This window comes from Aeoliella sp., from assembly GCF_965227375.1.
Classification (GTDB): domain Bacteria; phylum Planctomycetota; class Planctomycetia; order Pirellulales; family Lacipirellulaceae; genus Aeoliella.
In genome coordinates, this window is the sequence record NZ_CBDDFX010000001.1 from 1,793,687 (window position 1) to 1,814,260 (window position 20,574).

Sequence of the window (20,574 nt, forward strand, 5' to 3'; positions counted from 1 at the left end):
GCGGCTGGCGGGCATCTTGGCGGGAGTGGGCGCGAACCAAGCATTATACGAAACCTGCACACAGGCGGGAAGATTCGCAATTTCGGAGAAACACAATGAGAACAAGGCTTTTCCCACTGGTTTTGGTTTTGCTGGCACTCGCGGCTCCGGCCATCGCCCAGCGCGAGTTCACCGGCCGCTGGGCCAAAGATATGGAGAAGTTCGCCAAGCAGGACGCCGAACACCCGACCGCGCCGGGCGGAGTGGTTTTTGTTGGCAGCTCGAGTATCCGGCTGTGGGACCTCGAGAAGAACTTCCCCGATCTCGATCCGGCCGCGCTCAACCGCGGGTTTGGCGGCTCGGAACTCTCCGACTCGATTCGGAATGCCGAACATCTGGTGACCAAACACAAACCCCGCGTGGTGGTGATCTACGCCGGCGACAACGACATCGCCGGCGGCAAAAGTGCCGAGCGGGTGGAGAAGGACTTCGCCAAGCTGGTTGAGAAAATCCAGAGCAAGCTGCCCGAAGCAAAGATCGCCTACATCGCCATCAAGCCGAGCACCAAGCGGTGGAACCTGGCCGACACGATGAAAGACGCCAACCACCGCATCGCCAAGCGATGTGCGGACGACGAGCAATTGACCTTTGTTGACATTTGGAAACCCATGCTGGGCGAGGACGGAAAGCCTCGCGAAGAGCTACTCCGCGACGACGGATTGCATCTCACCGACGAAGGCTACGAGCTGTGGTCGTCGCTCGTGCGGCCGATCATCAAACCTAAGGAAGAAGAGTAAGTGGAGAAGGTGAAGGGTGGCTGTGGTCGAGTTGAGCTCGCCCACAGTGGTAGGATCTGTGGGCTCGTTGCACTCGACCACAGCCACCCAGAACGCAGCCAAACACTGTCAGATCTTATGTCCCAACCCTGGCCCGACTACGAACTCCTGGACTTCGGCGACGGGCGGAAGCTCGAGCGGTTTGGCGAGTTGGTGTTCGATCGCCCCTCGCCCCAAGCCAGCGGCAAGCGTTCGCTCGACGCAGCCACCTGGCGGGCAGCCACCGCCAAGTTCCTTGGTGACAAAATGGGCGAGGGCCGCTGGAGAAAATCCACAGCCGGCGCTCCACGCCCTCCGCGATCGATCGAGGTTCCACTCCCCAACAACCGCTCTTTCCAAATCACCATCGACACGCTGCCCACCGGTCAGGTCGGCATCTTCCCCGAGCAACTCGATAACTGGCAGTGGATCGCCGAGCGCGTTGCCCGCACTGGTGAGACTTGTCGCGTGCTGAACCTGTTCGGCTACACTGGCGCGAGCACGCTGGCAGCCGCAGCCGCTGGCGCCGAAGTGACGCACGTCGACGCCTCGAAACCCGCGGTGATGCTCGCGCGAGAGAACGCAGAGAAATCGGGCCTCGTGGGCGCGCCGATTCGGTGGATCGTGGAAGACGTACTGAAGTACTGCCGCCGCGAGTTAAAACGCGGCAGCCAGTATCATGGCATCGTGCTCGACCCACCGACCTACGGCCACGGACCCAAGAGCGAAGAGTGGCGCCTGGTCCGCGATTTGCCGAAGCTGCTAGAGATGTGCCGAGAGTTGACGCAAGACGCGCAGCAGTTCGTCGTAGCCACCTGCCACACCCCGAGCGTTGGCCCCGCGGAACTTGCCGCCTATCTGTCGGACGGGCTGTTCGGGCATTGTGGCCAGCCGCCCAAGAGCGGACGGTTGCAGCTCGCAACTGAAACGAATCGGCAGTTGGAAAGCGGTGTCTACGCGCGCTGGCCGAACAACCGCTCAGTTACACAGTAGCCGACGAGCTACGTCTCGTCGTGAAGTGACCCTGAACGAGTCGTTACGGCGGGTGCTCGCGATACTCGCGTTCGACGTCGCACTCGTGCGTTTTTCCCAGGTGTTTGTCGAGCGGTTTGAGCACTGCCAGAATGATGATGGCGACGATCATCGCGGCGATCATCAACTCGTAGCGTCCAAAGCCAGCCACGCAGCCCAGCCCGGCGGCCAGCCAGATGCTGCTGGCGGTGGTGAGGCCTTTGATCTTGCCGCGGTCGCTTAGCTTAAGGATCGTCCCGGCGCCCAAGAAGCCAATGCCGGCTGCCACGCCTTGCACGACTCGAGCCGCTGCGTTGGGATCGCTCCCGGCAATGTGATCGGCCAAGAGCGCGAACACCGCAGCGCCGACCGACACCACCATGTGCGTTCGCAAGCCGGCCCATTGTCCAGAAAGCTCACGCTCGAAACCAAGCACACCTCCGGCCAGCGCGGCAATCGTGAGCCGCACCAGGTTGTCGCCGAGGAGTGCTGTGTCGAATTCCATTAGAAATGCCTGCCGCGATTATTTTAACGCGGAGGAGACGACGTGCACTAGCGGTCAAACAGCTTTTTGGACCAAGTGCTCCATTCGAGCACGCAAATCCTGCTCGGGATACAAGCAGAACGCGTACTCGCGCGATTCGAGTATCGCAGTCGCACGCGCGGCGCTGGTGAGATTCGCGAGTTCCGATTCCAGTTCTCGGGTCCGCGACGCGATCGCTGCACGCAACAATTGGTTAGCCGCTTCAATCGCACGGTGACGCTCGCCGGCGTTGACTTGCGTCTTTGCGGTTGCAATCCACTGCCGCTTGAAACGGAGTGCTTCTTCTACTTCCGTGGAAACCTCGCTGGGCAACATCCGCTCGGGATGCCACTCACAATCGCGAAGTCGCTGTTGCACTTGGTGAATCTGCTCCTGGCCGACGTGACGATGCTCAATCGGCAGTTGCAGCGTGGCCGAGAGGGTCAGATATGGCGGCGGAGGGCAGCCCCACAGGCGGCGGGCGAGGTCGTCGGTCACCTCGTCGTACTTTGCGCCGCCGATGCCGTGCAGGAACAAGTCGCCAAGCACCGTACGGGCAAACAGCGTTGTGGTTAGCGCTCGCGTGCGGAGCTTCACGCCGCGCGTGGCGAGGTCGGCCAGCTGCTCGGTCAGCTTGTTGTGTGAACTTCCAACCAGCTCGGTCGACCATCGATCGCGATCCGAGAGTTTCAAGCGATCTCCGGAGTGCTGCGCGAACAACGCTCGCCGTTCGGGGTTCTTCGCCGTCCAGATCCACAGCGGCATCTCCATCCAACCGTCGTCGGTCGCGAGGTCGGGCATCGGTTGGGCGTCGTTGCGCAGGCGGTGTGCGCGGCGGTATTCGGCGAGCGACTCGTTGTACGATTGGTGCAACTGCGGGGCATCGAGCAGCAGCGCGGCCGCGAACCGTTGGAACGAAGGCAACTCGCAGCAATGGCTGATCGGCACTTCGAGCGAGGCGGAACCCCAAGCCGCTTCGAGTTCATGCCGCGCCTGGGCGATGGCCAGACCCAGCTTGCCAGCGGTGCGTCGGCTCGCTTCGACGACGGTTGGCCACCAATCGCGGACCAGCGGATTGGGTAGGAGCGGCTCGATAGTCTGCGAGGCGCGCTCGCCGAACGAGGCAAACAGTTCGTGGTCGGCGATCTGTAGCTCTTCGATGGGTAGCTTGGTGGCCATCGAGTCGAGACGCACCGCTTCGATTCGCGGCGCGCCAACCGTGCCGGTCGGCACGCGAACGCTGGGGGAGTGCAACGTGTCGCTGTCGATCACCAAATGGATGCCAACTCCATGCTGTTCGGCCAGGCGGCTGAGTACGAAGTTCTTGAACCACACGCCAGGGTGGAACAACTCGGCCTGATGCCCGGTGAGGAGCAGCGGTGCGTCCGGGCTGGTTGGCAGAGCGACGTTGCGGTAGCTGGAAGTGTAGTCGGTCGCGGCGGTGAGCAGTTCGTGCCGCGCCTCGGAGCGTAACTCACTGAGCGACTTGTCGCCCAAGTCGATCTCGAGGCCAGGGCAGGGCGGGGCGATGCGCAGCTCGCGGGTTGCCGGTTCGACCAGCAACGTGTTGTCCTCGCGCGGAACGCGATATTGCCGATAGTGCGACGTCGCCTCCCTCAGCATTGCTCGTAGTCCGCAACGTACTGGGAGCAGCCACACGGGCCGAAGTCGAAGTGGGGCGTCTCGCCCGAGTTGCGCAAGCGGACAATCGCCCGATGGATCACCTCGCGATAGTGGGCCAGCCGCTTTTTGGCGTCGTCGAGCGAGCCGCCGAAGCTGCGCTTTTCATCCAGGTAGATCAGCGGCACAGCGATCTCCACAATCCGCAGACCGCGGTACGCCGCCTGCACCCAAAGTTCCAGCGGCATCGCGTAGCCGGGCTCGGTTGGATCGAGTTGCTCGAGGGCATTCACACGGTACGCCTTGAAGCCGCAGAAGGCGTCGGTGAGCGACAGGCCGAGGCACTCGTTCAATTCGTGAGTGATTGTCTGGTTGATCAGCCGGCGATCGACTGGGGCGGCTTCGGACGATTTCTCTTCTACGTCGAGGTAGCGACTGCCAGAGACGATGTCGACTTCGGCAGCGCAGGCCTCGGCCAGGTGGCGAATGCGCTGCGGCTCGTGCTGCCCGTCGCAATCGATGGTGACTAGCACGTCGTAGCCGTGGGTCACTGCGTAATCGAACGCGGTCTTCAGGGCGGCTCCGTAGCCGCGGTTCTCCTCGTGATGCACTACGCGCACATCGCCGCGAGCGGAGAGTAGATCGCGGGTGCCGTCGGTCGAGCCGTCGTCGACCACCAGCACGTCGTCGGCGTACAGCACCACTTCGTCGAGCACACTGGCGACGTGTTGGGCTTCGTTGTACACAGGCAAGGCGGTCAAGAAGCGAAGTGGTTCGGACATGATCGTTTTCGCTTTCGCGCAAGAAGGAAGGACGCGGTGGGTGGGTCGCGAAATCCCTTCCAAGGGGCCCAGGCCAGCCCTGCCCAGGGTCGAGGGGGTCGCATCGGCTAGCCGCACGACGCGCACGACTCCCTATTGTAGACGCCGGCAACCGGAGGGCAAACCCGCAGCAAAACAGCCACCCGTTTGGAGCGTTTTACGGCACGATTAGCCGCAGCGGATCGCTTTCTTGGCGGCTCGCCCACGCAGTGACACTTAGCGGCTGCTCAGCCAACCAGGTGGCAAGCTTCTCCAGCGCGAAACGCTCGCTGGCGTAGTGTCCTGTGAGCACCATCGCCACGCCGGCAGCGCGGGCGGCCAGCAAAGTGTGGAAGGTGGCCTCGCCAGTCACTAACGCATCGGCCCCCACGTCGATGGCCGCGTCGAGGAACGAACCGCCACTGCCGCAAGCCACGGCCACGCGGGCGACCGGCTGCTGGTCGTCGCCCACCACGCGAACGTGATCGATGCCGAGCAGCTTGGTGGTGTTAGCGGCCAGCCGCGCCAGGTTGGTAGGTTCGAGCACCGCACCACAGCGGCCCGAGCCAAGTGTCGGGCTGGCTTCAGTGGGATCGGCTGGAACCAATGGTTCGACTTCCACCAGTTGCAGCCCATCGGCCAGTTGGTGGTTGATTCCCTCGGCCGCCGAATCAAGCGCGGTGTGAGGACTGTAGATTGAGATGCCTGCGCCGATCAATTTCCAGAGCACGCGACCTTCGGGAGTGGCGGTGGTGAGTTGCTTGACCGGGCGGAAGGGGAGCGGGTGGTGCGTCACTACCAGTTGAGCTTGTTCGGCAATCGCTTCGTCGGCCACGTCTTCGGTAAGCGTCAAGCAGGTTATCACGCGCTGGACTTCACGAGCCCCGTCGCCCACCACCAGGCCGACGTTGTCCCAATCTTCGGCCAGGTTGGTAGGGGCGAATTGTTCGAGCAGCGCGACCACGTCGGCAATGGTTGGCATTTTCTCAGATCTCCTGAATCTCGCGGGGCGTTAGTCTGGTATCATAAGCAGTGACGCGCCGATTTGTAACACTCGGAGCCCATTCGTATTTCGCGGGGATTATTGCTATGTGGATTCGCCTCTGTGGTGTCTTGTTCGTTTGCCTGGGGTTGGCCAGCTTGCGATCGGCTTCGGCTCAGGATGCGATCGACGACCCAACTACCCTGGAGAGCATCGAAGAGTTTGAAGACGATCCCGGTGCTCAGATGGCTACTGCCATCGATTCGGGCAGTGTGGCAGCCGTGCGGAGGCTGCTCGACGGGGGCATGTCGCCCGACATCTTGGTGTATGACGAGCCTGCCGTGCAGTACGCCATCTGGGGCGACCACTACTACGTGGTGAAGCTGCTGGTGGATCGCGGCGCCGATGTGAACTCGACCGGCGAGGATGGTTTCACCTCGCTGATGGGCGCTGCTCTGGTGGGCAACATCCGGATTGCGAAGTTCCTGCTCGACAAGGGAGCCGACATCGACGCAGTGGACAAGACCTACGGACTAACCGTACTGCAAAACGCCTGTGACAAGGAAAGCGAAGCGGTGTTCGATTTGCTTGTGGAACGGGGTGCGGACATTCAGCACGTCGACAAGCACGGTGGCAACTGTCTGGAAGAAGCCGCCTTCAACGGCGCCAACAGCATTGCCGAGAAGCTCCGCGCCAAAGGGCTGAAGACTAAATGGCCGTTGCATGTAGCGTGTGGGTTGGGCGAAATGGAGCAGGTGAACAAGTTGCTGGCCGAAGGGGCCGATGCCAGCCAGGCGAACGATGGGTGGAAGAACACGCCGATGCATTTCGCTGCGAACAATGGACACTTGGCAGTGGCCAAGCTACTGAAAGAGCAGGGCGCCGAGGTGAACGCGAAGAACTTACTCGGCGCGACTCCACTGCACTATGCTGCCGAGAACGACGATATCGCGATGACCAAATGGTTGCTCGAACAAGGGGCCGATATCAACGCTGCCGACGAAGACGGGATGACGCCCCGCGATTGGTCGGGCGCCGAAGCCGACGAGTTCCTCGCCTCCAAAGGCGCCAAGTACGGCGAGTGGGCCGACGAGTCAGGGGAGTAGTCGCTCGGTCTGTCCGAATCAGTCGCCAAACAGATTGCCGAGGTGGCCGAGCACCGAGCCTTCACCCTGGCTCGATCCGCCTGCGGAGGGAGCGTGCTGCAAAACGCGGTTCGCCAGGCGCGAGAACGGCAGGCTCTGCAGCAGCACGGTGCCGGTTCCGCTGAGCGTGGCGAGGAACATGCCCTCGCCGCCGAAGAACATACTCTTCAGGCTGCCGGCGCGCTGGATGTCGTAGTGGATGCCTTCGGTGAACGCGACCAGGCAGCCCGTGTCGACGCGCAGCGTCTCGCCGCGGAGCGTTTTCTTGATGATCGCGCCGCTAGCGTGAATGAACGCCTGCCCGTCGCCTTCGAGGCGCTGCAGGATGAAACCTTCGCCGCCGAAAAAACCAGCGCCCAAGCGTTTCTGGAACGCGATGCCGATCTGCGTGCCGTACGCCGCGCACAGAAACGAGTCTTTCTGGCAGGTCAGCACGCCGCCGATCTTCTGCATGTCGAGCGGCACGATCTTGCCCGGAAACGGCGCGGCGAACGCCACGCGGCGTTTGCCGTCGGCGTGGTTGGTAAAGTGGGTCATGAAGATCGACTCGCCGGTGAGCGTCCGCTTCCCCGCATCCAGCAGCTTGCCGAACAAGCCTTGATCGTTGCCCTTCGAGCCATCGCCCATGCGGGCCTCGAACTCGATGCCTTCTTCCACATAGTTCATCGCGCCGGCCTCGGCCACCACGATCTCGCCCGGATCGAGTTCCACCTCGACGTACTGCATGTCGTCGCCAAACACCTGGTAGTCGACTTCGTGGCACTGCATGACAAATCTCCGATTGCGATGGAACACTCTAACGGCCGAGGCCCTTAGCATACGCCAATCGCCCACGGCGGCTCAATGTGAGTAGGGGCTATTCGCCGGACGCTGGTGGGTATTGGAGCAATTCGGCAGAGAAACTCCACAATCGCTAGCTAAGAGAAGGTTGGTAGAACTTGCTTACGCAACTTCCCTCTCCGCCCCTCACCCGCGTCGGGGAGAGGGAAGCTGCGTAGCTCACCCCATCGCCAGGCTGCGCAGGTACTCGACGGCCGCGCCCAGTTCGCCCTTCGGATCGCCCGTCTCGCTGCGGTCGACTGTAAACCAGCCGGCGTAGTCGCGCGCGTCGAGCGATGCCACGATGGCCGGCAAGTCGGCGGAGCCGCGGCCCAGTTGCACTGGCACCGTACGGCTGGCACCGAAGTCGCGGACCGCGTCGTTGGCCTGCACGTAGGAAACGTATTGGCCCAAATGCTCCAGGGCGTCGAGCGGCGATTGGTTGCTTTCGAGCAGCCTGGCCGGGTCGAGCGCCACGCCGATGGTGCCGTCGGGCAGTTCGCCGAGCACGCTGGCCAGTTCTTCGACAGGAACCGAGGTGGTGAGCGCGGTGAACTGCGCGCCCACGCGGTTGCCTTCGTGCGCTAGCGACTCCAGCGCCTGCATCAACGCGTCGCGCCTTGGCGAGCCTTCCTCGGGCAGTTCACCGTAGGCGCGGCCGACCAGAACGCGTGCCCCGAGCTGCGCGGCGAGTCGCATCGCCTGGCGGGTGCCTTGAAGTCGACGATCAAGTTCCGCGGGCTCCTCGTAGCCGCGCCGCGTGGGGTACGTGGCCGCCGCCAGGCGGAGGTTCTGGTCCTCCAGCAGCTTGCGAAACTGCCGCACGCCCGACTGCGACAAATCGGCCAGCGGCAGTTCGGTTCGCAGGTCGATTTCCACGCCATCGGCGCCCAGTTCGGCGGCCGTGGCCAGGGCTCTGCGTAGCGGTTGCCCCAGCGCGCGGGTTGCCAGGCCGATTTTGACGATTGTCACAACTGGAGGTCCTTGTTTTGATTCGTTTGGTGGGGTTTCGCGACAGCGCCACGTTACCGCTACGGTACATTTTCACAGCGCGTACGGGCCTTGTCGAACAATTCCCTCAAACCAAGCGTTTTACGGGTAGGAATGGATTCTATTTCTTATCTGAAGGAGCGTTGTCATGGGGAAGAAGCGGAAGACTGCTTACAAGGTCACGAATTGGCGTGAGTACAACGAGTCGTTAGTGCGGCGGGGTGATATCACTTTGTGGTTCGACGAGGACGCGCTAGCGACCTGGGAGCATGCTAACGAGGAGGTAAAGCGAGGGCGCCCTTTTACTTACAGTGACACCGCGATTGAGTGCTTGCTGATGCTCCGTGAGTTGTTTCGCTTGCCCTATCGCCAGACCGAAGGTCTGGGGCGGGCGCTGGTGCAACTGATGGACGTGGATGTTCCGATTCCCAGTTTCACGCTGCTAGCGAAACGAGCGGCAAGGCTGAAGACGTCGCTGGACGTTTCGCATACCCGTGGTCCGATCGATATGGTGGTCGACAGCACGGGCCTGAAAGTAGTAGGCGAAGGGGAATGGCGTTCGGCCGCTTACCAGACGTGTAGACGAAAGACCTGGCGAAAGCTCCATCTTTCGATCAATCCCGAGACGCAGGAGATCATGGCCGAGGTGCTGACCACGCGGAGCAAGGTGGATGCAGAGTCGGTGCCGGAGTTGCTGAAGCAAGTGGATCAGCCGATCGACAAGTTCTACGGCGATGGAGCCTACGATCGTTGGGCGGTTCATGAGCAGTTGGAAAAACAAGGAATTGCCCCGATCATTCCGCCTCAACGAGGGGCGGTCATCAAGCAGCATGGCAACTGCAAAGCCAAGCCGTTAGCTCGCGACGAGGCGGTTCGCAGGATTCGACGAACGGGACGAAGCAGTTGGAAAAGAGAGATCGGATACCATCGGCGGAGCCTGGTCGAGACGAGCATGTTTCGCTTGAAACAGGCGTTCGGCAACCGCCTGAAAAACAAAGCCTTCGAGAACCAACGGATCGAGGTCCGCTTGAGATGCAAGTTGCTAAACCACTTCACACAACTGGGTATGCCTAAATCCAAATGGAATTAGGAGACAAGGCCGCGCGTACGCCTAGCAGCCAATGGCCTTCGCTCCGCTGCCGTTTGACACCTTCTATTTGCGAATCGTGATGTACCTACGTTTGCCAGTGGCAATTTGCTTCTTGTGCACAGCTTTTGCGCCATCGGCGATGGGGCGGGCGGTGAGCCATGCGGCCATCTTTGCCACGAAGTTCGAGCAGGAGTCCGACTCCAACTACGACCTGTGGCCCGACTACTGGACGCGGAAGACCAATCCCGAGTATCCCCACTACACGAAGGTTGAGATTGTCGATGACGCGACGGCCGAAAATGGTCGTAGCTTGCAGGTTCTCTTCGATGGCGGCGGAGCGTTCGTCTCGACGCCGGCCATCCCCATTCTGCCAAAGTTCGGCTACAAGGTCTTCATCCGCGCCAAGGCGGAGAAGTTGAACTACACCCAGGCTCGTTTCGTGATCGAACTGCAGAACCGCAATCAGGAGCGGATGCAGGTGGAGCTGAGCGAGCCGATCGAAGCGGATGGCGAGTGGCACGATGTGAAGGTCAACTCGCTGCGGCCCAGCACCGCGGAGATCGACCGCGCGGTGATCTACCTCGACGCCCCTCGAGGGCGGCGGGGCGACCTGCAAGGCAAGCTTGCGATCGATTATATCATCCTGGAGCGGTTGCCCAGCATGGTGGTGAAGACTGGCCGTCAATACAACGTCTACAACGACTTCAATGAAGTCAAGGTCGAGTGCACCCTGTCCGGTATCCGCGAACAGAATCCGGAGATCCGCTTTCAGTTGCTCGACGAAACCAGTCGTGAAATCGAAGGCAAGTCAGATACGAAGACGCTGAAAGGAAAGCTGATTGTCGAAGACTCGTTCCGAGCCAACGACATCGTCGGCACGATTGGCAATCGCCCGAGCGGCTACGAAGGAACCCAGTACTGGACCCCCGACATCGACGACTATGGGTTCTACAAGATCCGCGTGGAGATGTTGCGCGACGATGAAAAGCAGGAGGGCGAAGAGGTCAGTGAGTACGAGCGCCAGCTCGAGGAGCGGGTGATTACGCTGGCCGTGTTGCCGAAATTGCCCCGCCCCCAGGACGGCGAGTTCGGCTGGACACTTCCCTTGGCGGACAAGCCGCTGGCGTTTGAGGTGCTGGCCGACCTGCTCCCGCGCGTTGGCGTGCACTGGGTGAAGATGCCGGTCTGGTACGAGGCGACCGACCGTGAGCGTGGTGAGGAGATTATTCGATTTGCCGAGCGCACGTCGGCCTCCGGCATCGAGGTGATTGGCATTCTGGACGATCCTCTTGCAGAGGACTGGGAAATCCGCGATGCCAACCGTCCATCGGACGTTGCCGACCTGCTGCTCACCGACCCCTCGTTCTGGCAACCACAGTTCGAGCACGTGATGACCCGCCTGAGTCTGCGGTTGCGTTGGTGGCAATTGGGCAACGACTGGGACACCTCGTTCTACGGTTACTCCGATCTGCCAAAGAAGATCCTCAGCATTCGCAAGCACCTGTTCCGTTTTGGCCAGGACGTAAAGCTGGGGCTCGGTTGGCGTTGGCCCCAAGAAGGCAAGGAGCTGGATTGGCTCCCTTCCTATTCCGATGCGGTGTGGGAATACGAACAAATGTCGGCCGATCCACCCTTGAACGCCGACGGATTGGATCAGCGGATGAGAGATTTCCGGCGCGGCGGGGCCGCGCGATGGGTGTTGGTGGACCCGACGATGCACTCGGAGTTCAATCGCCCCGAGAAAGACCTGACTGCCAGCGAGAAGAAACGTCTGCACGAGAACCACGTGCGCGAGTTCGTCCGCACAATGGTGGCGGCCAAGATCCACGGCGCCGATGGTATCTTTGTCGCCAATCCCTTCACCGGCCCCGAAGGCGTGATGAACACCGACGGCACGCCGGGCGAGTTGCTGTTGCCCTGGCGCACCACGGCTCACTTGTTAGGCGGTTGCAAGTACCTCGGCCACCTGGAGCTGCCTGGGCACAGTACGAATCACGTGTTCGAAAACGCTCAAGGCCAGGTGCTGATGATCGTATGGAACGACACGCCCACTACCGAACAGCTGTACCTGGGCGAACAAATCGAGCGGCTCGACGTGTGGGGCAAGCGACAAGCACTCGAGGCGGATGAAGAAGGTCGCGTGAGTTTGCAGGTGGACCGCAATCCATCGTTCGTGCTGGGACTCCATCCGGCGATCACCGCATGGCGGATGGGCGTGACGTTCGACCAGTTGCGCGTGCCGAGTGTGTTCAGTCAGCCTCATGAGAACCTGGTTCGCGGAAGGAACGGGTTTAGCCAGGGCGTAAGCGGACACTATTCAATCTTCGTGCCCGAACGCCCCGACGAAGAAGAGCTGGATCAGTCGGAGGAAGATGAGTCGCTAGCGTTGGTGGAGCAACGCAACAAGAAGTGGGAAGTACTGCCACGCCGTGGCGACTTGTCCATTGGATCCCTCGAAGAATTCAAACTGCCTATACACATCCAGTTGGACGATGCAACGTTCGGTCTGCAGCCTGTGCGCATCGACTTTTTCGTGGAAGCCGACCAGCAGTATCGGTTCAGCGTGTGGCGGAGCCTCCGCGTGGGTATGGGCGACGTGGACATTAAGGTATCGACCTTCCTGGACGAACGCGGGCAACTTGTGGTTGAACAGATCATGACGAATACGGGCCCGCGCACCACCGACTTTAAGTGTTTGCTGTACGCACCTCCGCGACGGCGAAAGCGAACCCAGGTGGTAATGTTGGGGCCCGATGAAAACAAGAAAATTTATCAGTACCCTCATGGGGCGGAGCTGATCGGCAACGTGCTGAAGCTGCGCGCGGAGGAAATCAATGGCAGTCGCGTGTTGATCCATCGTTTCCGAGCCGAGGCTGGTCCGTCGGAAGAAGAGAAAGCGGAGGAGGCCGCCCAGCAGCAGGTCAACGAGACCGACCCCACTGCATTTTGATGGGGGAGTCTCCGCCCCCCCGGCAGTGGAATGGCTTGGCAGAATTGCTTTTGTGGCCAATAGCTCCCCTCCCTTGATCGCGTTACACTTAGCGGTAGCCCCGCCCACCTGCAAGACTAGAGTTTGCCACCATGTTGCTCGAAGAACGAATTGGCGCTCACCTGACTGGTCAAGGTTGTTTCTTTCGTGTGTGGGCTCCCCATGCCGAGCGAGTGCGGGTGCTCTTGCAGCAGGGCGATCTCTGGCGGCCGAACGACGCGGCCGATGAGGTCGAACTCGAGCGCGCCCCTAGCGGCTACTGGAGCGCCACGGTGCCGGGTATTGGAGCGGGTACGCTTTATCGATTTGAGATCACAAACGCGGGTCACGTTAGCCAGCGACTCGATCCCGCGGCTCGCGATGTGGTGAACTCGGCGCTCACACGCTCCGATAGCAACAGCCAGAACGCGTCGATCGTGGTGGAGAACAAGCCGTATCCCTGGGAGCCGTGGGCGACGCCGGGGTTCGAGAACTTTCTCATCTATCAGATGCACGTTGGTAGTTTCGCGGGGCGGAACGACTACCTCAATAAGCCGATTGCAACATTTTCGGATGTCGAGTCGAAGTTCGACTATGTTCGCTCCATGGGATTTAACGCGATCGAGCCGCTGCCGATTGCCGAGTTTGCCTTCGATCGTTCGTGGGGCTACAACCCCGCGGCCTTCTTTGCACCGGAGAGCGCCTACGGAACACCATCGGATCTGAAGCACTTCGTCAACACCGCGCATTCCAAAGGACTGGCGGTGATTTTCGACGTGGTTTACAACCACGCCGGGCCGGGCGACAACGTGCTGTGGCAGTTCGACGGCTACGAAAAAGACGGCGGCATCTACTTCGAAGGGGGCAGCATGACCCCCTGGGGGCGCGGACCCGCCTGGTGGAAGTGGGAAGTGCAAGATTTCTTCTACCAGAACGCCCGCATGTACTTCGAGGAGTACCACGCCGACGGGCTGCGGTTCGACGCCACGACCATGATCAACGGCAACTACCTGCGCAACGTGTTGTGGCGACTGCGGCAGGACTTCCCCGACAAGTACCTGATCGCCGAGCACCTGCCGGCGCACCCGTGGATCATCACTGCGGGCAACTTCAATGCCACCTGGCACGCCTCGGCGCATCACGAAGCGCAACGCGCGCTGGTGGGCGACGCGTCGATCGATCGGTTGCTCGGCATCCTGGGCCACGCCCCGTTCGACCACAGTTGGAACCTGGTGAACTATCTCTCCGGCTCGCACGACGATGTGGGCGACTCGGAAAACGGCGATGCCGAGAACGGACATCGCAACTGGGACCGCCGACACCGCTACCTGGTCGACCTGTTGGGCGGCCGGCACAACAGTTGGGCGCGGGCCAAGTGCCGACTCGCCTGGGCGCTGAACGTTGCTATGCCCGGCACGCCGATGTGCTTCATGGGCAGCGAGTGCCTGCTGGCCTCACCGCACGTGGCGTGGGGCTACTGGCACGACGGAGTCGACCAGTGGGGCGACCACCGCTTCGACTGGCGGACCGCCGGCGATGCGTTGGGGCTGGAAATGCGGCAACTGGTGGGCGCCGCCAACGCGGTCCGCTGGGAGAACCCCGCGCTACGGTCCGACGATTTCCGCATCGTCCACGTCGATCGCGACAACAGCGTACTGGCCTTTGTCCGCGAGTTCTACGACAACAAGCTGTTGGTGGTCGTGAACGTGGGCGATCACAATTTTACCGATCACAACTACGAGGTTCCGACAGGGGGAATCGCAGGAACCTTCACCGAACTGTTGTGTTCGCAGGACGAGCGATTCGGCGGCTGGCAGGGCGCCGGCAACGCGGGGCACAACCCCACGACGAACGACTACGGCCGCCTGGCCATTAATCTGCCGCAGTGGAGTGTGGTGGTTCTGAAGGCGACGTGACGTGCTGCAACAGTGTTGCATTTCATTGCCTCCAGCGTCAAATGCTGCTAACTTAATTGGTATGACTGCAGCCAAACAACTCGAATTCGTTTCCGTTGCCGACTACTTGGCTGGCGAGCAACTCTCTGACGTGAAACACGAGTATGCGGGCGGCTACGTTTATGCTATGGCCGGAGCCAGAACCGTCCATAATCGGATTGCCACCAACTGGTTGTTGATTACCGGCAATCACCTGCGGGGTCAGCCGTGCGAACCGTTTAACTCCGACATGAAGGTCCGCGTTCAGCTCCCCGCCCACACCCGATTCTATTATCCCGATGGCACGGTGGTGTGCGACGCGAACGATCCCGATGACTTGTATCAGGATCGTCCCGTTATCATTGCCGAAGTACTGTCGGAGGCGACACGCCGTATCGATGAAGGCGAAAAGCGCGAAGCGTATCTTACCATCCCTACGCTTGCCGCATATCTTCTGATCGAGACCGATTCGCCGCGCGTCGTAATGCACCGCCGTACTAATGGGGGCTTTGTCGCCGAATGCTACGATGGGCTTGATGCAGTAGTGCCAATGCCCGGCATCGATGTCGAGCTGCCATTGGCGGAACTCTACGAGCGGGTGGAGTTCAAGGCGGAGTAAGACCTATATCTCACGACGCGCTAGACTCTATTGGTTCGAGTTGGCCGTTTTCGGAGAGGAGCCTCACTTCGCCGGTTTTGATGTCGTACACCATGCCGACCACCATCACGCGCTCGTCGCGCACTGCGTCGCGGACCACACGGCTGCGGGCGGTAATTTCGTTCACGGTGCGTTGTACGTTGCGGCAAACGATGTCGTCGAGCAGCTCCTCGCGCTCCTCTTCGTTGAGCCGCAAGAACTTGCGGGCTTCGTCGTCGCGGACGCTTACCAGCACTTCGTCGACCACCGCGCCTAGGTGTTCGCAGCCGGTGGCGTCCTTGGCATTCTTGCCCTCGGCCATCAGTCCCACGGACGAGGTGACCGCACCACAGCGGGTGTGGCCCAGTACTACGACCAGTTTCACTCCGGCGACGCCAACGCCGTACTCGATGCTGCCGAGGCTCTTGGTGCCGATGATGTTACCAGCCACGCGGACCGCGAACATGTCGCCGATGCCCAGGTCGAAGACGATCTCGGCCGGCACGCGCGAGTCGATGCAGCCCAAGATGCAGGCAATCGGATTCTGTCCGCCCGCGGTGCCATCGATCGCTCGACTGAAGTCGCGGGTGAGTTGCTCGCCGGTGCGGAAGCGTCGATTCCCCTCCTTCAGGATGTCGAGCGCCTGCTGTGGAGTGATGCGGTCCTGCAGTTCGCGGGTGGAGTAATCAGCAAAGTGGATATCGTCGAGCAGTTGGTACTTGCTGCGGAATCCGCGGAGGCTGACTTTCACTCCATGCGCAGGAGCAATGTTGTTCTTGAAGTCGCGAATCAGGCTCAGCACGTCGGGATCGATGTAGTCGGTACCGCTGGCGTCGATCAACACGTTGCTTCCTTCTGGGGCGTCGTTGAACACCTTGTCGAGCGACGCCTTGTTCAGGAAGCTCACCTGGTTCGCCAGCTCGATGTGCATTACGTCGCCGCCGAGGTGCGTCTCGACAATCCGCCGCACTGGCCGGCGGAGATTGCTGTTAAGGATGAATAACAGCGCGACGCCCAAACCAATGAGAATGCCAATCAGCAGGTCGGTGCGTACGATGGCGACCACTGTGATAATAAACGGCAAGAACTGATACCGTCCCTCTTTCCACATCTCGGCAAACAGCTTCGGGCTGGCGAGCTTAAAGCCGGTGACCAACAGAATGGCGGCCAGCGCCGAGAGGGGGATCATGTTGAGGTATTGCGGAAAGAAACCGACGCACACGGCCAGTAGCAAGCCGTGAAAGATGGCCGATCGTTTCGTCTTACAGCCGCTGTTCACGTTCACCGAGCTGCGAATGATCACCGACGTCATCGGCAGACCACCCACCATGCCGGCCGCGATGTTGCCGATACCTTGTGCCCAAAGTTCGCGGCTGGGAGGCGAGTTGCGACGCTCGTGATCGAGCTTATCGACCGCTTCGAGATTCAATAGCGTTTCCAACGAGGCGACAATAGCGATAGTTACGGCCGCTACATAAACGGTGGGGTTCAGCAGCGCGCGGAAGTCAGGAAAACGGAAGAAGCCTACAAAGTCGCTGGCCGACTTGGCGATCGGGATGTCGACCAGGTGACTTTGACCAATCGCCCAGGGACCGCCCAACTGTTGGAACCACAGGTGCATTCCAACGCCCAAGAGCACCACGGCCAATGCACCTGGAATGGGGAGGGCCTTCAAAAACTTGAGGCGAGGCCACGCCAGGAGCACCGCTACCCCGACTGCTCCGATTACCGCCGCCCCGAGGTGGATGTCGCCTTCGGAGATCATCGCCCAGATTTCGCTGAACGTGTTGTGTTCGTCCGGCTGCTCGTAGGACATCTCCCCCTCCGGATCGGAGTCGTGCCCGACCACATGAGGGATTTGTTTTAAGATGAGAATCACACCAATGGCGGCTAGCAGCCCCTTGATGACACTCGTAGGAAAGAAGGCTGATAGCGCACCCGCTTTCAAGATCCCCATCACTAGCTGAAGCACACCACCCAACACCACGGCTACAAGAAACGCTTCGTAGGACTCCAAGTTGGAGATCTGCGCCGCAACAATCGCGGTGAGTCCCGCCGCCGGGCCGCTAACGCTGGTGTGCGAACCGCTTAGCCAACCCACTACCAGACCGGCAATCACACCGGTCAACAGACCGGCGATCAGTGGTGGGTCCTCCATGCCCGCAGGACGCGACGCCAGCGCGATGCCCAAGCACAGTGGTAGTGCCACCAGGAACACGACCAAGCCGCTCGACAGGTCGGCGGGCAGAGTCTTCAGGTCGTAGATCGAGAACTTGTCGTTGTTGTTCGGCTGCTTGGGCATGACTGTAGGGCGCTAAGAAAATGGCGCCGACCATTGGGCGGTGGCAGGGAGCCACACACAGGAGCGGGGCCGGCTTGGCGGAATCGGGGAACCTTGAGATCGCGGGACTCCCGGCCTTGGGAGTTCCAATCGCTAGCGTGCGCAGCGGCTGCACATTAACAGCGCAATGGCGCCATGATTCCACACGAGAGCCGGTGGCCTGAAAGAGGGTAGCAAGTCGGATGTCCGGGCTTCTGATGGGCCAGGGACGGTAGCGAAATGGCTTGCTGGAAGTCTGTACGGGGGCGTCGGCTGGCGGGGCGGCTGTCGGTTGCCCAGGCCAAGAGTTCCACGCTGTCGGTGGTGGTTGCTTCGCGTTCCGAGTTGGCCTCCAGCACCGATTCGGCCACCGTTGGTGCGGCCAACGGCAAAACCAGCATCAGCACCGCCGCAGCCAGCGAGGCCGGGTTGCGCCGGGATAGGTTCTGGTGCCCGAAGACTGGCAGCATAGCGGGGGGACTGCGGGGGAGCGGGGGGAACAGGGATCAAGCACTTCTTGGCCGTAGAATAATGACCCATATTGTAGCGTCAAGTGCTTTGCGGGGCGCAGGGGGCTACTTCGTCGCTTTTTTCACAAAGTACGGCCCGCTGGGGGGAGAATAATCTCGCGACGACTGGCAGAAAAATCTTACGGCCCAGTGAGCCCTTTTTACCGAGCCGCGTGTTAGTATTGAAATAGACCCCACTGATTGGCACTCGAGACGAGACTTCCGGAGGAGTACCCTATGATGCGCTTCAAGCCGGATCGCCCGAACCTGGACGACCCCTCTATCTATTCGCTCCCCGCCTGGGACAAGTTCGTGCCCGTGGCCGCCAGCGTGCTGATGCTGGCGCTGATCTGCCTGTTCCTGTCGAGCATCATGGCGCACCTGGGAGCATTTCCCACGCTGTTCCTGGCCGCGGTGGCCGTGGTAACCGTGGTCATGCAATTGGGCGAGCTTACGACGCCGCACCATCCGCAGCTCTGAATTCCGTTTCGCCTCGTCGCTTCGTGGACCTACGCGTGCGCGTTGAGGTTGTCGACTTGTTCGTTAAGTGTCCAGAAGTCGTAGAGATAGAACAGCGCCACGACGATCGCAGCGGGGATTGCTAGCACCACGGTGCTCGCGAGTGCCCAGCAGGCCAGATAGACCAGGCCGCCGGCCCACTTGCCCAAGTAGAACCGATGCGCGCCAAACGCGCCGAGGAACGTCAGCAGCAGCCAGGCGATGTTGTAGTCGAAGGGGCCCGCAACATAGCGACGACCGGCGGCGCGGTCCATGCTGGGGATCAGGAACAGGTCAATCAACCAACCCACTCCAACCAGGCCCAGCGTGAGGAACCAAATGGTGCCCGTGATTGGTTTGCCGTAGTAAAAGCGGTGCGCGCCGGAGAATCCAAAGATCCACAGGCAGTATCCGATCACCAGGTTGTGAGTTTCTTCGCCGTAGAGATTCGTATCGGCGTAGTCCGAATGAGTCGAGTGGGTCACGGTATTCATCGTTTCTAATTGGTTGCTGAGGAAGGGGGGCATCTTTCGCCCACCACAGTATTCGTTGCCGAACAACCGTTATTGTTGGCAAATTGCTAGTATCCGGCCATTTCGCAAAACGGATGCCAAGAGCGCCAATCGGGCGGATTCGCCAGCGAATACGACTCGGCGGCAGCTGCCGCCGAGCAATTCGCGTCCAGTCCGGGCGTTTGGCGACCAGTTCTACCGTGAGGCGATTGCCCCGACGACTGCGGAGAGCCACAATAGTGTAGTGGGACCTGTGCCACCGACCCGTTCGTTTCGGCGAAGCAAGCCATGCCAACCGCTACCACATCGCGACTCTCCCTGCTCTGGCGCGCCGTGCGGCGTACGCTGCATGTGGCCCTCGTGGCGCTCTTGGCGTTCGGCGGGGCGGTGCTGATTGGTCTGGTGCCGGTGAACCGCGGCTTCAAAAGTCCCGCCGAGGGCATCGACATCATCGTCTACATCGACCCGGCCCACTCGGAGATCATCCTGCCGATCGTAACCGACGTGCACGACTGGGGGCCTTGGTTCTCGGCCAGCGACTTTCCCGACCAAACCGGATTCGAGACACACGTGGCGCTCGGCTGGGGCGATCGCGAATTCTTCCTCCACACGCCCACCTGGGACGACCTGCGGGCCGATCTCACCGCGCGATCGATGCTGCTGCCCACCGACACGGTGATGCACGTCGAGCTGATGCACCTGCCGCCGGAGAACGAGTACTACCGTCACGTGACGATCGACCGAGCGGGCTACCAACGAATGGTCGAGTTCATCCAGTCGTCGTTCGTGCTTGATGGTTCGCCGCAGTCGGGTGGCGTCGAGCCGCGACCGCTTGTCGGGTGGCACTATGACGGGCGGTGCGACGCGTTCTACGAAGCTCAAGGCACCTACTCGATGCTGTACACCTGCAACGCCTGGACTGGCGACTGCTTGGAGGTGGCCGGTGTACGGACCGGGTGCTGGACTCCGTTTCCGATGGGCATCCTGCAAACCGACGATTAGAAAGGCGGACGGGGGCATGGACGGACAGCGACAACTGACCGACACCTGGCAGGCCAATCTCTACGAGCGAGACGGTTGGCAAGTGGTGGAACTCGTGCCGGTAGGCGACAGTTCGGTCGACGCGTACCCGCTGGCCACGGCCTTGTGGGACATCGTTGCCGACTGGCGACCGCCGCAGATGATCGTCGACATGCACCAGGTCACGTTTCTGGGCAGTAGCATGATGGGCGCACTGGTGCGGCTCCACAAACGCATATCGATGGCCAACGGCGAACTGCGGTTGTGCCGCCTATTGCCGCATCCCGCCGAAGCGATGCACGCCTGCCGATTGCACCTGGTGTTCCCGATCTACAACGAGGTTGACGAGGCCACGCACTTCGCCGAGTAGCCCGTAGAACGGAATTTATTCCGTTGAATCTC

General features: G+C 61.1%; 19 protein-coding genes. 10 read left to right on the top strand and 9 right to left on the bottom strand.

The genetic code is table 11. From position 1 onward, the window contains the following. Positions 1 to 95: 95 nt before the first annotated feature. Positions 96 to 776, top strand: coding sequence for an SGNH/GDSL hydrolase family protein (locus ACQK2L_RS07355; protein WP_425396290.1), 681 nt, complete (start codon positions 96 to 98; stop codon positions 774 to 776). Between the two features lie 117 nt (positions 777 to 893). Further along, positions 894 to 1,787: a class I SAM-dependent methyltransferase gene (locus ACQK2L_RS07360; RefSeq protein ID WP_425396291.1), complete on the top strand. Its 894-nt coding sequence runs from the start codon at positions 894 to 896 to the stop codon at positions 1,785 to 1,787. Positions 1,788 to 1,830: 43 nt separating this feature from the next. On the opposite strand, the gene ACQK2L_RS07365 is transcribed toward ACQK2L_RS07360, so the two are convergent. From ACQK2L_RS07365 to ACQK2L_RS07380, 4 genes are all read right to left on the bottom strand, one after another. Next, the gene (locus tag ACQK2L_RS07365) at positions 1,831 to 2,310 is read right to left on the bottom strand and encodes an MgtC/SapB family protein (protein WP_425396292.1); all 480 of its coding nucleotides are present in this window, start codon (positions 2,308 to 2,310) and stop codon (positions 1,831 to 1,833) included. Positions 2,311 to 2,364: 54 nt separating this feature from the next. After that, positions 2,365 to 3,951 (bottom strand): hypothetical protein, encoded by a 1,587-nt coding sequence (locus tag ACQK2L_RS07370; RefSeq protein ID WP_425396293.1) that lies wholly within the window; start codon positions 3,949 to 3,951, stop codon positions 2,365 to 2,367. After that, positions 3,945 to 4,730, bottom strand: a complete 786-nt coding sequence (locus ACQK2L_RS07375) for a glycosyltransferase family 2 protein (protein ID WP_425396294.1) — start codon at positions 4,728 to 4,730, stop codon at positions 3,945 to 3,947. The genes ACQK2L_RS07370 and ACQK2L_RS07375 overlap by 7 nt, the downstream gene beginning before the upstream one ends. Before the next feature lie 196 nt (positions 4,731 to 4,926). Further along, positions 4,927 to 5,730 (bottom strand): Nif3-like dinuclear metal center hexameric protein, encoded by an 804-nt coding sequence (locus tag ACQK2L_RS07380; RefSeq protein WP_425396295.1) that lies wholly within the window; start codon positions 5,728 to 5,730, stop codon positions 4,927 to 4,929. A gap of 107 nt (positions 5,731 to 5,837) precedes the next feature. On the opposite strand from ACQK2L_RS07380, the gene ACQK2L_RS07385 reads away from it, so the two are divergent. After that, entirely contained in the window at positions 5,838 to 6,836 is a 999-nt protein-coding gene (locus tag ACQK2L_RS07385; RefSeq protein ID WP_425396296.1) for an ankyrin repeat domain-containing protein, read from the top strand. 18 nt (positions 6,837 to 6,854) lie between these two features. Here ACQK2L_RS07385 and ACQK2L_RS07390 read toward each other — a convergent pair whose 3' ends face one another. Together ACQK2L_RS07390 and ACQK2L_RS07395 are read right to left on the bottom strand one after the other, a co-directional pair. Beyond that, entirely contained in the window at positions 6,855 to 7,643 is a 789-nt protein-coding gene (locus ACQK2L_RS07390; RefSeq protein ID WP_425396297.1) for a TIGR00266 family protein, read from the bottom strand. Positions 7,644 to 7,874: 231 nt separating this feature from the next. Then, positions 7,875 to 8,666: a sugar phosphate isomerase/epimerase family protein gene (locus ACQK2L_RS07395; RefSeq protein ID WP_425396298.1), complete on the bottom strand. Its 792-nt coding sequence runs from the start codon at positions 8,664 to 8,666 to the stop codon at positions 7,875 to 7,877. A 166-nt stretch (positions 8,667 to 8,832) separates the two neighbouring features. Between ACQK2L_RS07395 and ACQK2L_RS07400 the strand changes: the two genes are divergently transcribed. The 4 genes from ACQK2L_RS07400 to ACQK2L_RS07415 all read left to right on the top strand — a co-directional run bounded on the left by ACQK2L_RS07400 (position 8,833) and on the right by ACQK2L_RS07415 (position 15,295). Continuing rightward, a complete protein-coding gene (locus ACQK2L_RS07400; protein ID WP_425396299.1) occupies positions 8,833 to 9,774 on the top strand; it encodes an IS5 family transposase in 942 nt (313 codons plus the stop codon). A 31-nt stretch (positions 9,775 to 9,805) separates the two neighbouring features. Beyond that, entirely contained in the window at positions 9,806 to 12,724 is a 2,919-nt protein-coding gene (locus tag ACQK2L_RS07405; RefSeq protein ID WP_425396300.1) for a hypothetical protein, read from the top strand. Between the two features lie 131 nt (positions 12,725 to 12,855). After that, positions 12,856 to 14,658, top strand: coding sequence for an alpha-amylase family glycosyl hydrolase (locus tag ACQK2L_RS07410; RefSeq protein ID WP_425396301.1), 1,803 nt, complete (start codon positions 12,856 to 12,858; stop codon positions 14,656 to 14,658). Positions 14,659 to 14,719: 61 nt separating this feature from the next. Beyond that, entirely contained in the window at positions 14,720 to 15,295 is a 576-nt protein-coding gene (locus ACQK2L_RS07415; protein ID WP_425396302.1) for a Uma2 family endonuclease, read from the top strand. Positions 15,296 to 15,305: 10 nt separating this feature from the next. Here ACQK2L_RS07415 and ACQK2L_RS07420 read toward each other — a convergent pair whose 3' ends face one another. After that, positions 15,306 to 17,615, bottom strand: a complete 2,310-nt coding sequence (locus tag ACQK2L_RS07420; RefSeq protein ID WP_425396303.1) for a SulP family inorganic anion transporter — start codon at positions 17,613 to 17,615, stop codon at positions 15,306 to 15,308. 155 nt (positions 17,616 to 17,770) lie between these two features. Next, positions 17,771 to 18,103, bottom strand: coding sequence for a hypothetical protein (locus ACQK2L_RS07425; protein WP_425396304.1), 333 nt, complete (start codon positions 18,101 to 18,103; stop codon positions 17,771 to 17,773). A gap of 276 nt (positions 18,104 to 18,379) precedes the next feature. Between ACQK2L_RS07425 and ACQK2L_RS07430 the strand changes: the two genes are divergently transcribed. Beyond that, positions 18,380 to 18,622, top strand: a complete 243-nt coding sequence (locus tag ACQK2L_RS07430) for a hypothetical protein (protein WP_425396305.1) — start codon at positions 18,380 to 18,382, stop codon at positions 18,620 to 18,622. A gap of 29 nt (positions 18,623 to 18,651) precedes the next feature. Here the strand turns inward: ACQK2L_RS07430 and ACQK2L_RS07435 are convergent, their stop codons facing one another. Then, positions 18,652 to 19,134, bottom strand: a complete 483-nt coding sequence (locus ACQK2L_RS07435; RefSeq protein ID WP_425396306.1) for a TM2 domain-containing protein — start codon at positions 19,132 to 19,134, stop codon at positions 18,652 to 18,654. Positions 19,135 to 19,440: 306 nt separating this feature from the next. On the opposite strand from ACQK2L_RS07435, the gene ACQK2L_RS07440 reads away from it, so the two are divergent. After that, positions 19,441 to 20,154: a TIGR02117 family protein gene (locus tag ACQK2L_RS07440; RefSeq protein WP_425396307.1), complete on the top strand. Its 714-nt coding sequence runs from the start codon at positions 19,441 to 19,443 to the stop codon at positions 20,152 to 20,154. A 16-nt stretch (positions 20,155 to 20,170) separates the two neighbouring features. Beyond that, positions 20,171 to 20,542: an STAS domain-containing protein gene (locus tag ACQK2L_RS07445; protein ID WP_425396308.1), complete on the top strand. Its 372-nt coding sequence runs from the start codon at positions 20,171 to 20,173 to the stop codon at positions 20,540 to 20,542. The last annotated feature ends 32 nt before the right edge of the window (positions 20,543 to 20,574 follow it).

Excerpts from the sequence above, each read along its gene's own strand:
- ACQK2L_RS07355 (WP_425396290.1), top strand. The coding sequence starts at position 96 with ATGAGAACAAGGCTTTTCCCACTGGTTTTGGTTTTGCTGGCACTCGCG.
- ACQK2L_RS07360 (WP_425396291.1), top strand. The coding sequence starts at position 894 with ATGTCCCAACCCTGGCCCGACTACGAACTCCTGGACTTCGGCGACGGG.
- ACQK2L_RS07365 (WP_425396292.1), bottom strand. The coding sequence starts at position 2,310 with ATGGAATTCGACACAGCACTCCTCGGCGACAACCTGGTGCGGCTCACG.
- ACQK2L_RS07370 (WP_425396293.1), bottom strand. The coding sequence starts at position 3,951 with ATGCTGAGGGAGGCGACGTCGCACTATCGGCAATATCGCGTTCCGCGC.
- ACQK2L_RS07375 (WP_425396294.1), bottom strand. The coding sequence starts at position 4,730 with ATGTCCGAACCACTTCGCTTCTTGACCGCCTTGCCTGTGTACAACGAA.
- ACQK2L_RS07380 (WP_425396295.1), bottom strand. The coding sequence starts at position 5,730 with ATGCCAACCATTGCCGACGTGGTCGCGCTGCTCGAACAATTCGCCCCT.
- ACQK2L_RS07385 (WP_425396296.1), top strand. The coding sequence starts at position 5,838 with ATGTGGATTCGCCTCTGTGGTGTCTTGTTCGTTTGCCTGGGGTTGGCC.
- ACQK2L_RS07390 (WP_425396297.1), bottom strand. The coding sequence starts at position 7,643 with ATGCAGTGCCACGAAGTCGACTACCAGGTGTTTGGCGACGACATGCAG.
- ACQK2L_RS07400 (WP_425396299.1), top strand. The coding sequence starts at position 8,833 with ATGGGGAAGAAGCGGAAGACTGCTTACAAGGTCACGAATTGGCGTGAG.
- ACQK2L_RS07405 (WP_425396300.1), top strand. The coding sequence starts at position 9,806 with ATGGCCTTCGCTCCGCTGCCGTTTGACACCTTCTATTTGCGAATCGTG.
- ACQK2L_RS07410 (WP_425396301.1), top strand. The coding sequence starts at position 12,856 with ATGTTGCTCGAAGAACGAATTGGCGCTCACCTGACTGGTCAAGGTTGT.
- ACQK2L_RS07415 (WP_425396302.1), top strand. The coding sequence starts at position 14,720 with ATGACTGCAGCCAAACAACTCGAATTCGTTTCCGTTGCCGACTACTTG.
- ACQK2L_RS07420 (WP_425396303.1), bottom strand. The coding sequence starts at position 17,615 with ATGCCCAAGCAGCCGAACAACAACGACAAGTTCTCGATCTACGACCTG.
- ACQK2L_RS07425 (WP_425396304.1), bottom strand. The coding sequence starts at position 18,103 with ATGCTGCCAGTCTTCGGGCACCAGAACCTATCCCGGCGCAACCCGGCC.
- ACQK2L_RS07430 (WP_425396305.1), top strand. The coding sequence starts at position 18,380 with ATGATGCGCTTCAAGCCGGATCGCCCGAACCTGGACGACCCCTCTATC.
- ACQK2L_RS07435 (WP_425396306.1), bottom strand. The coding sequence starts at position 19,134 with ATGAATACCGTGACCCACTCGACTCATTCGGACTACGCCGATACGAAT.
- ACQK2L_RS07440 (WP_425396307.1), top strand. The coding sequence starts at position 19,441 with ATGCCAACCGCTACCACATCGCGACTCTCCCTGCTCTGGCGCGCCGTG.
- ACQK2L_RS07445 (WP_425396308.1), top strand. The coding sequence starts at position 20,171 with ATGGACGGACAGCGACAACTGACCGACACCTGGCAGGCCAATCTCTAC.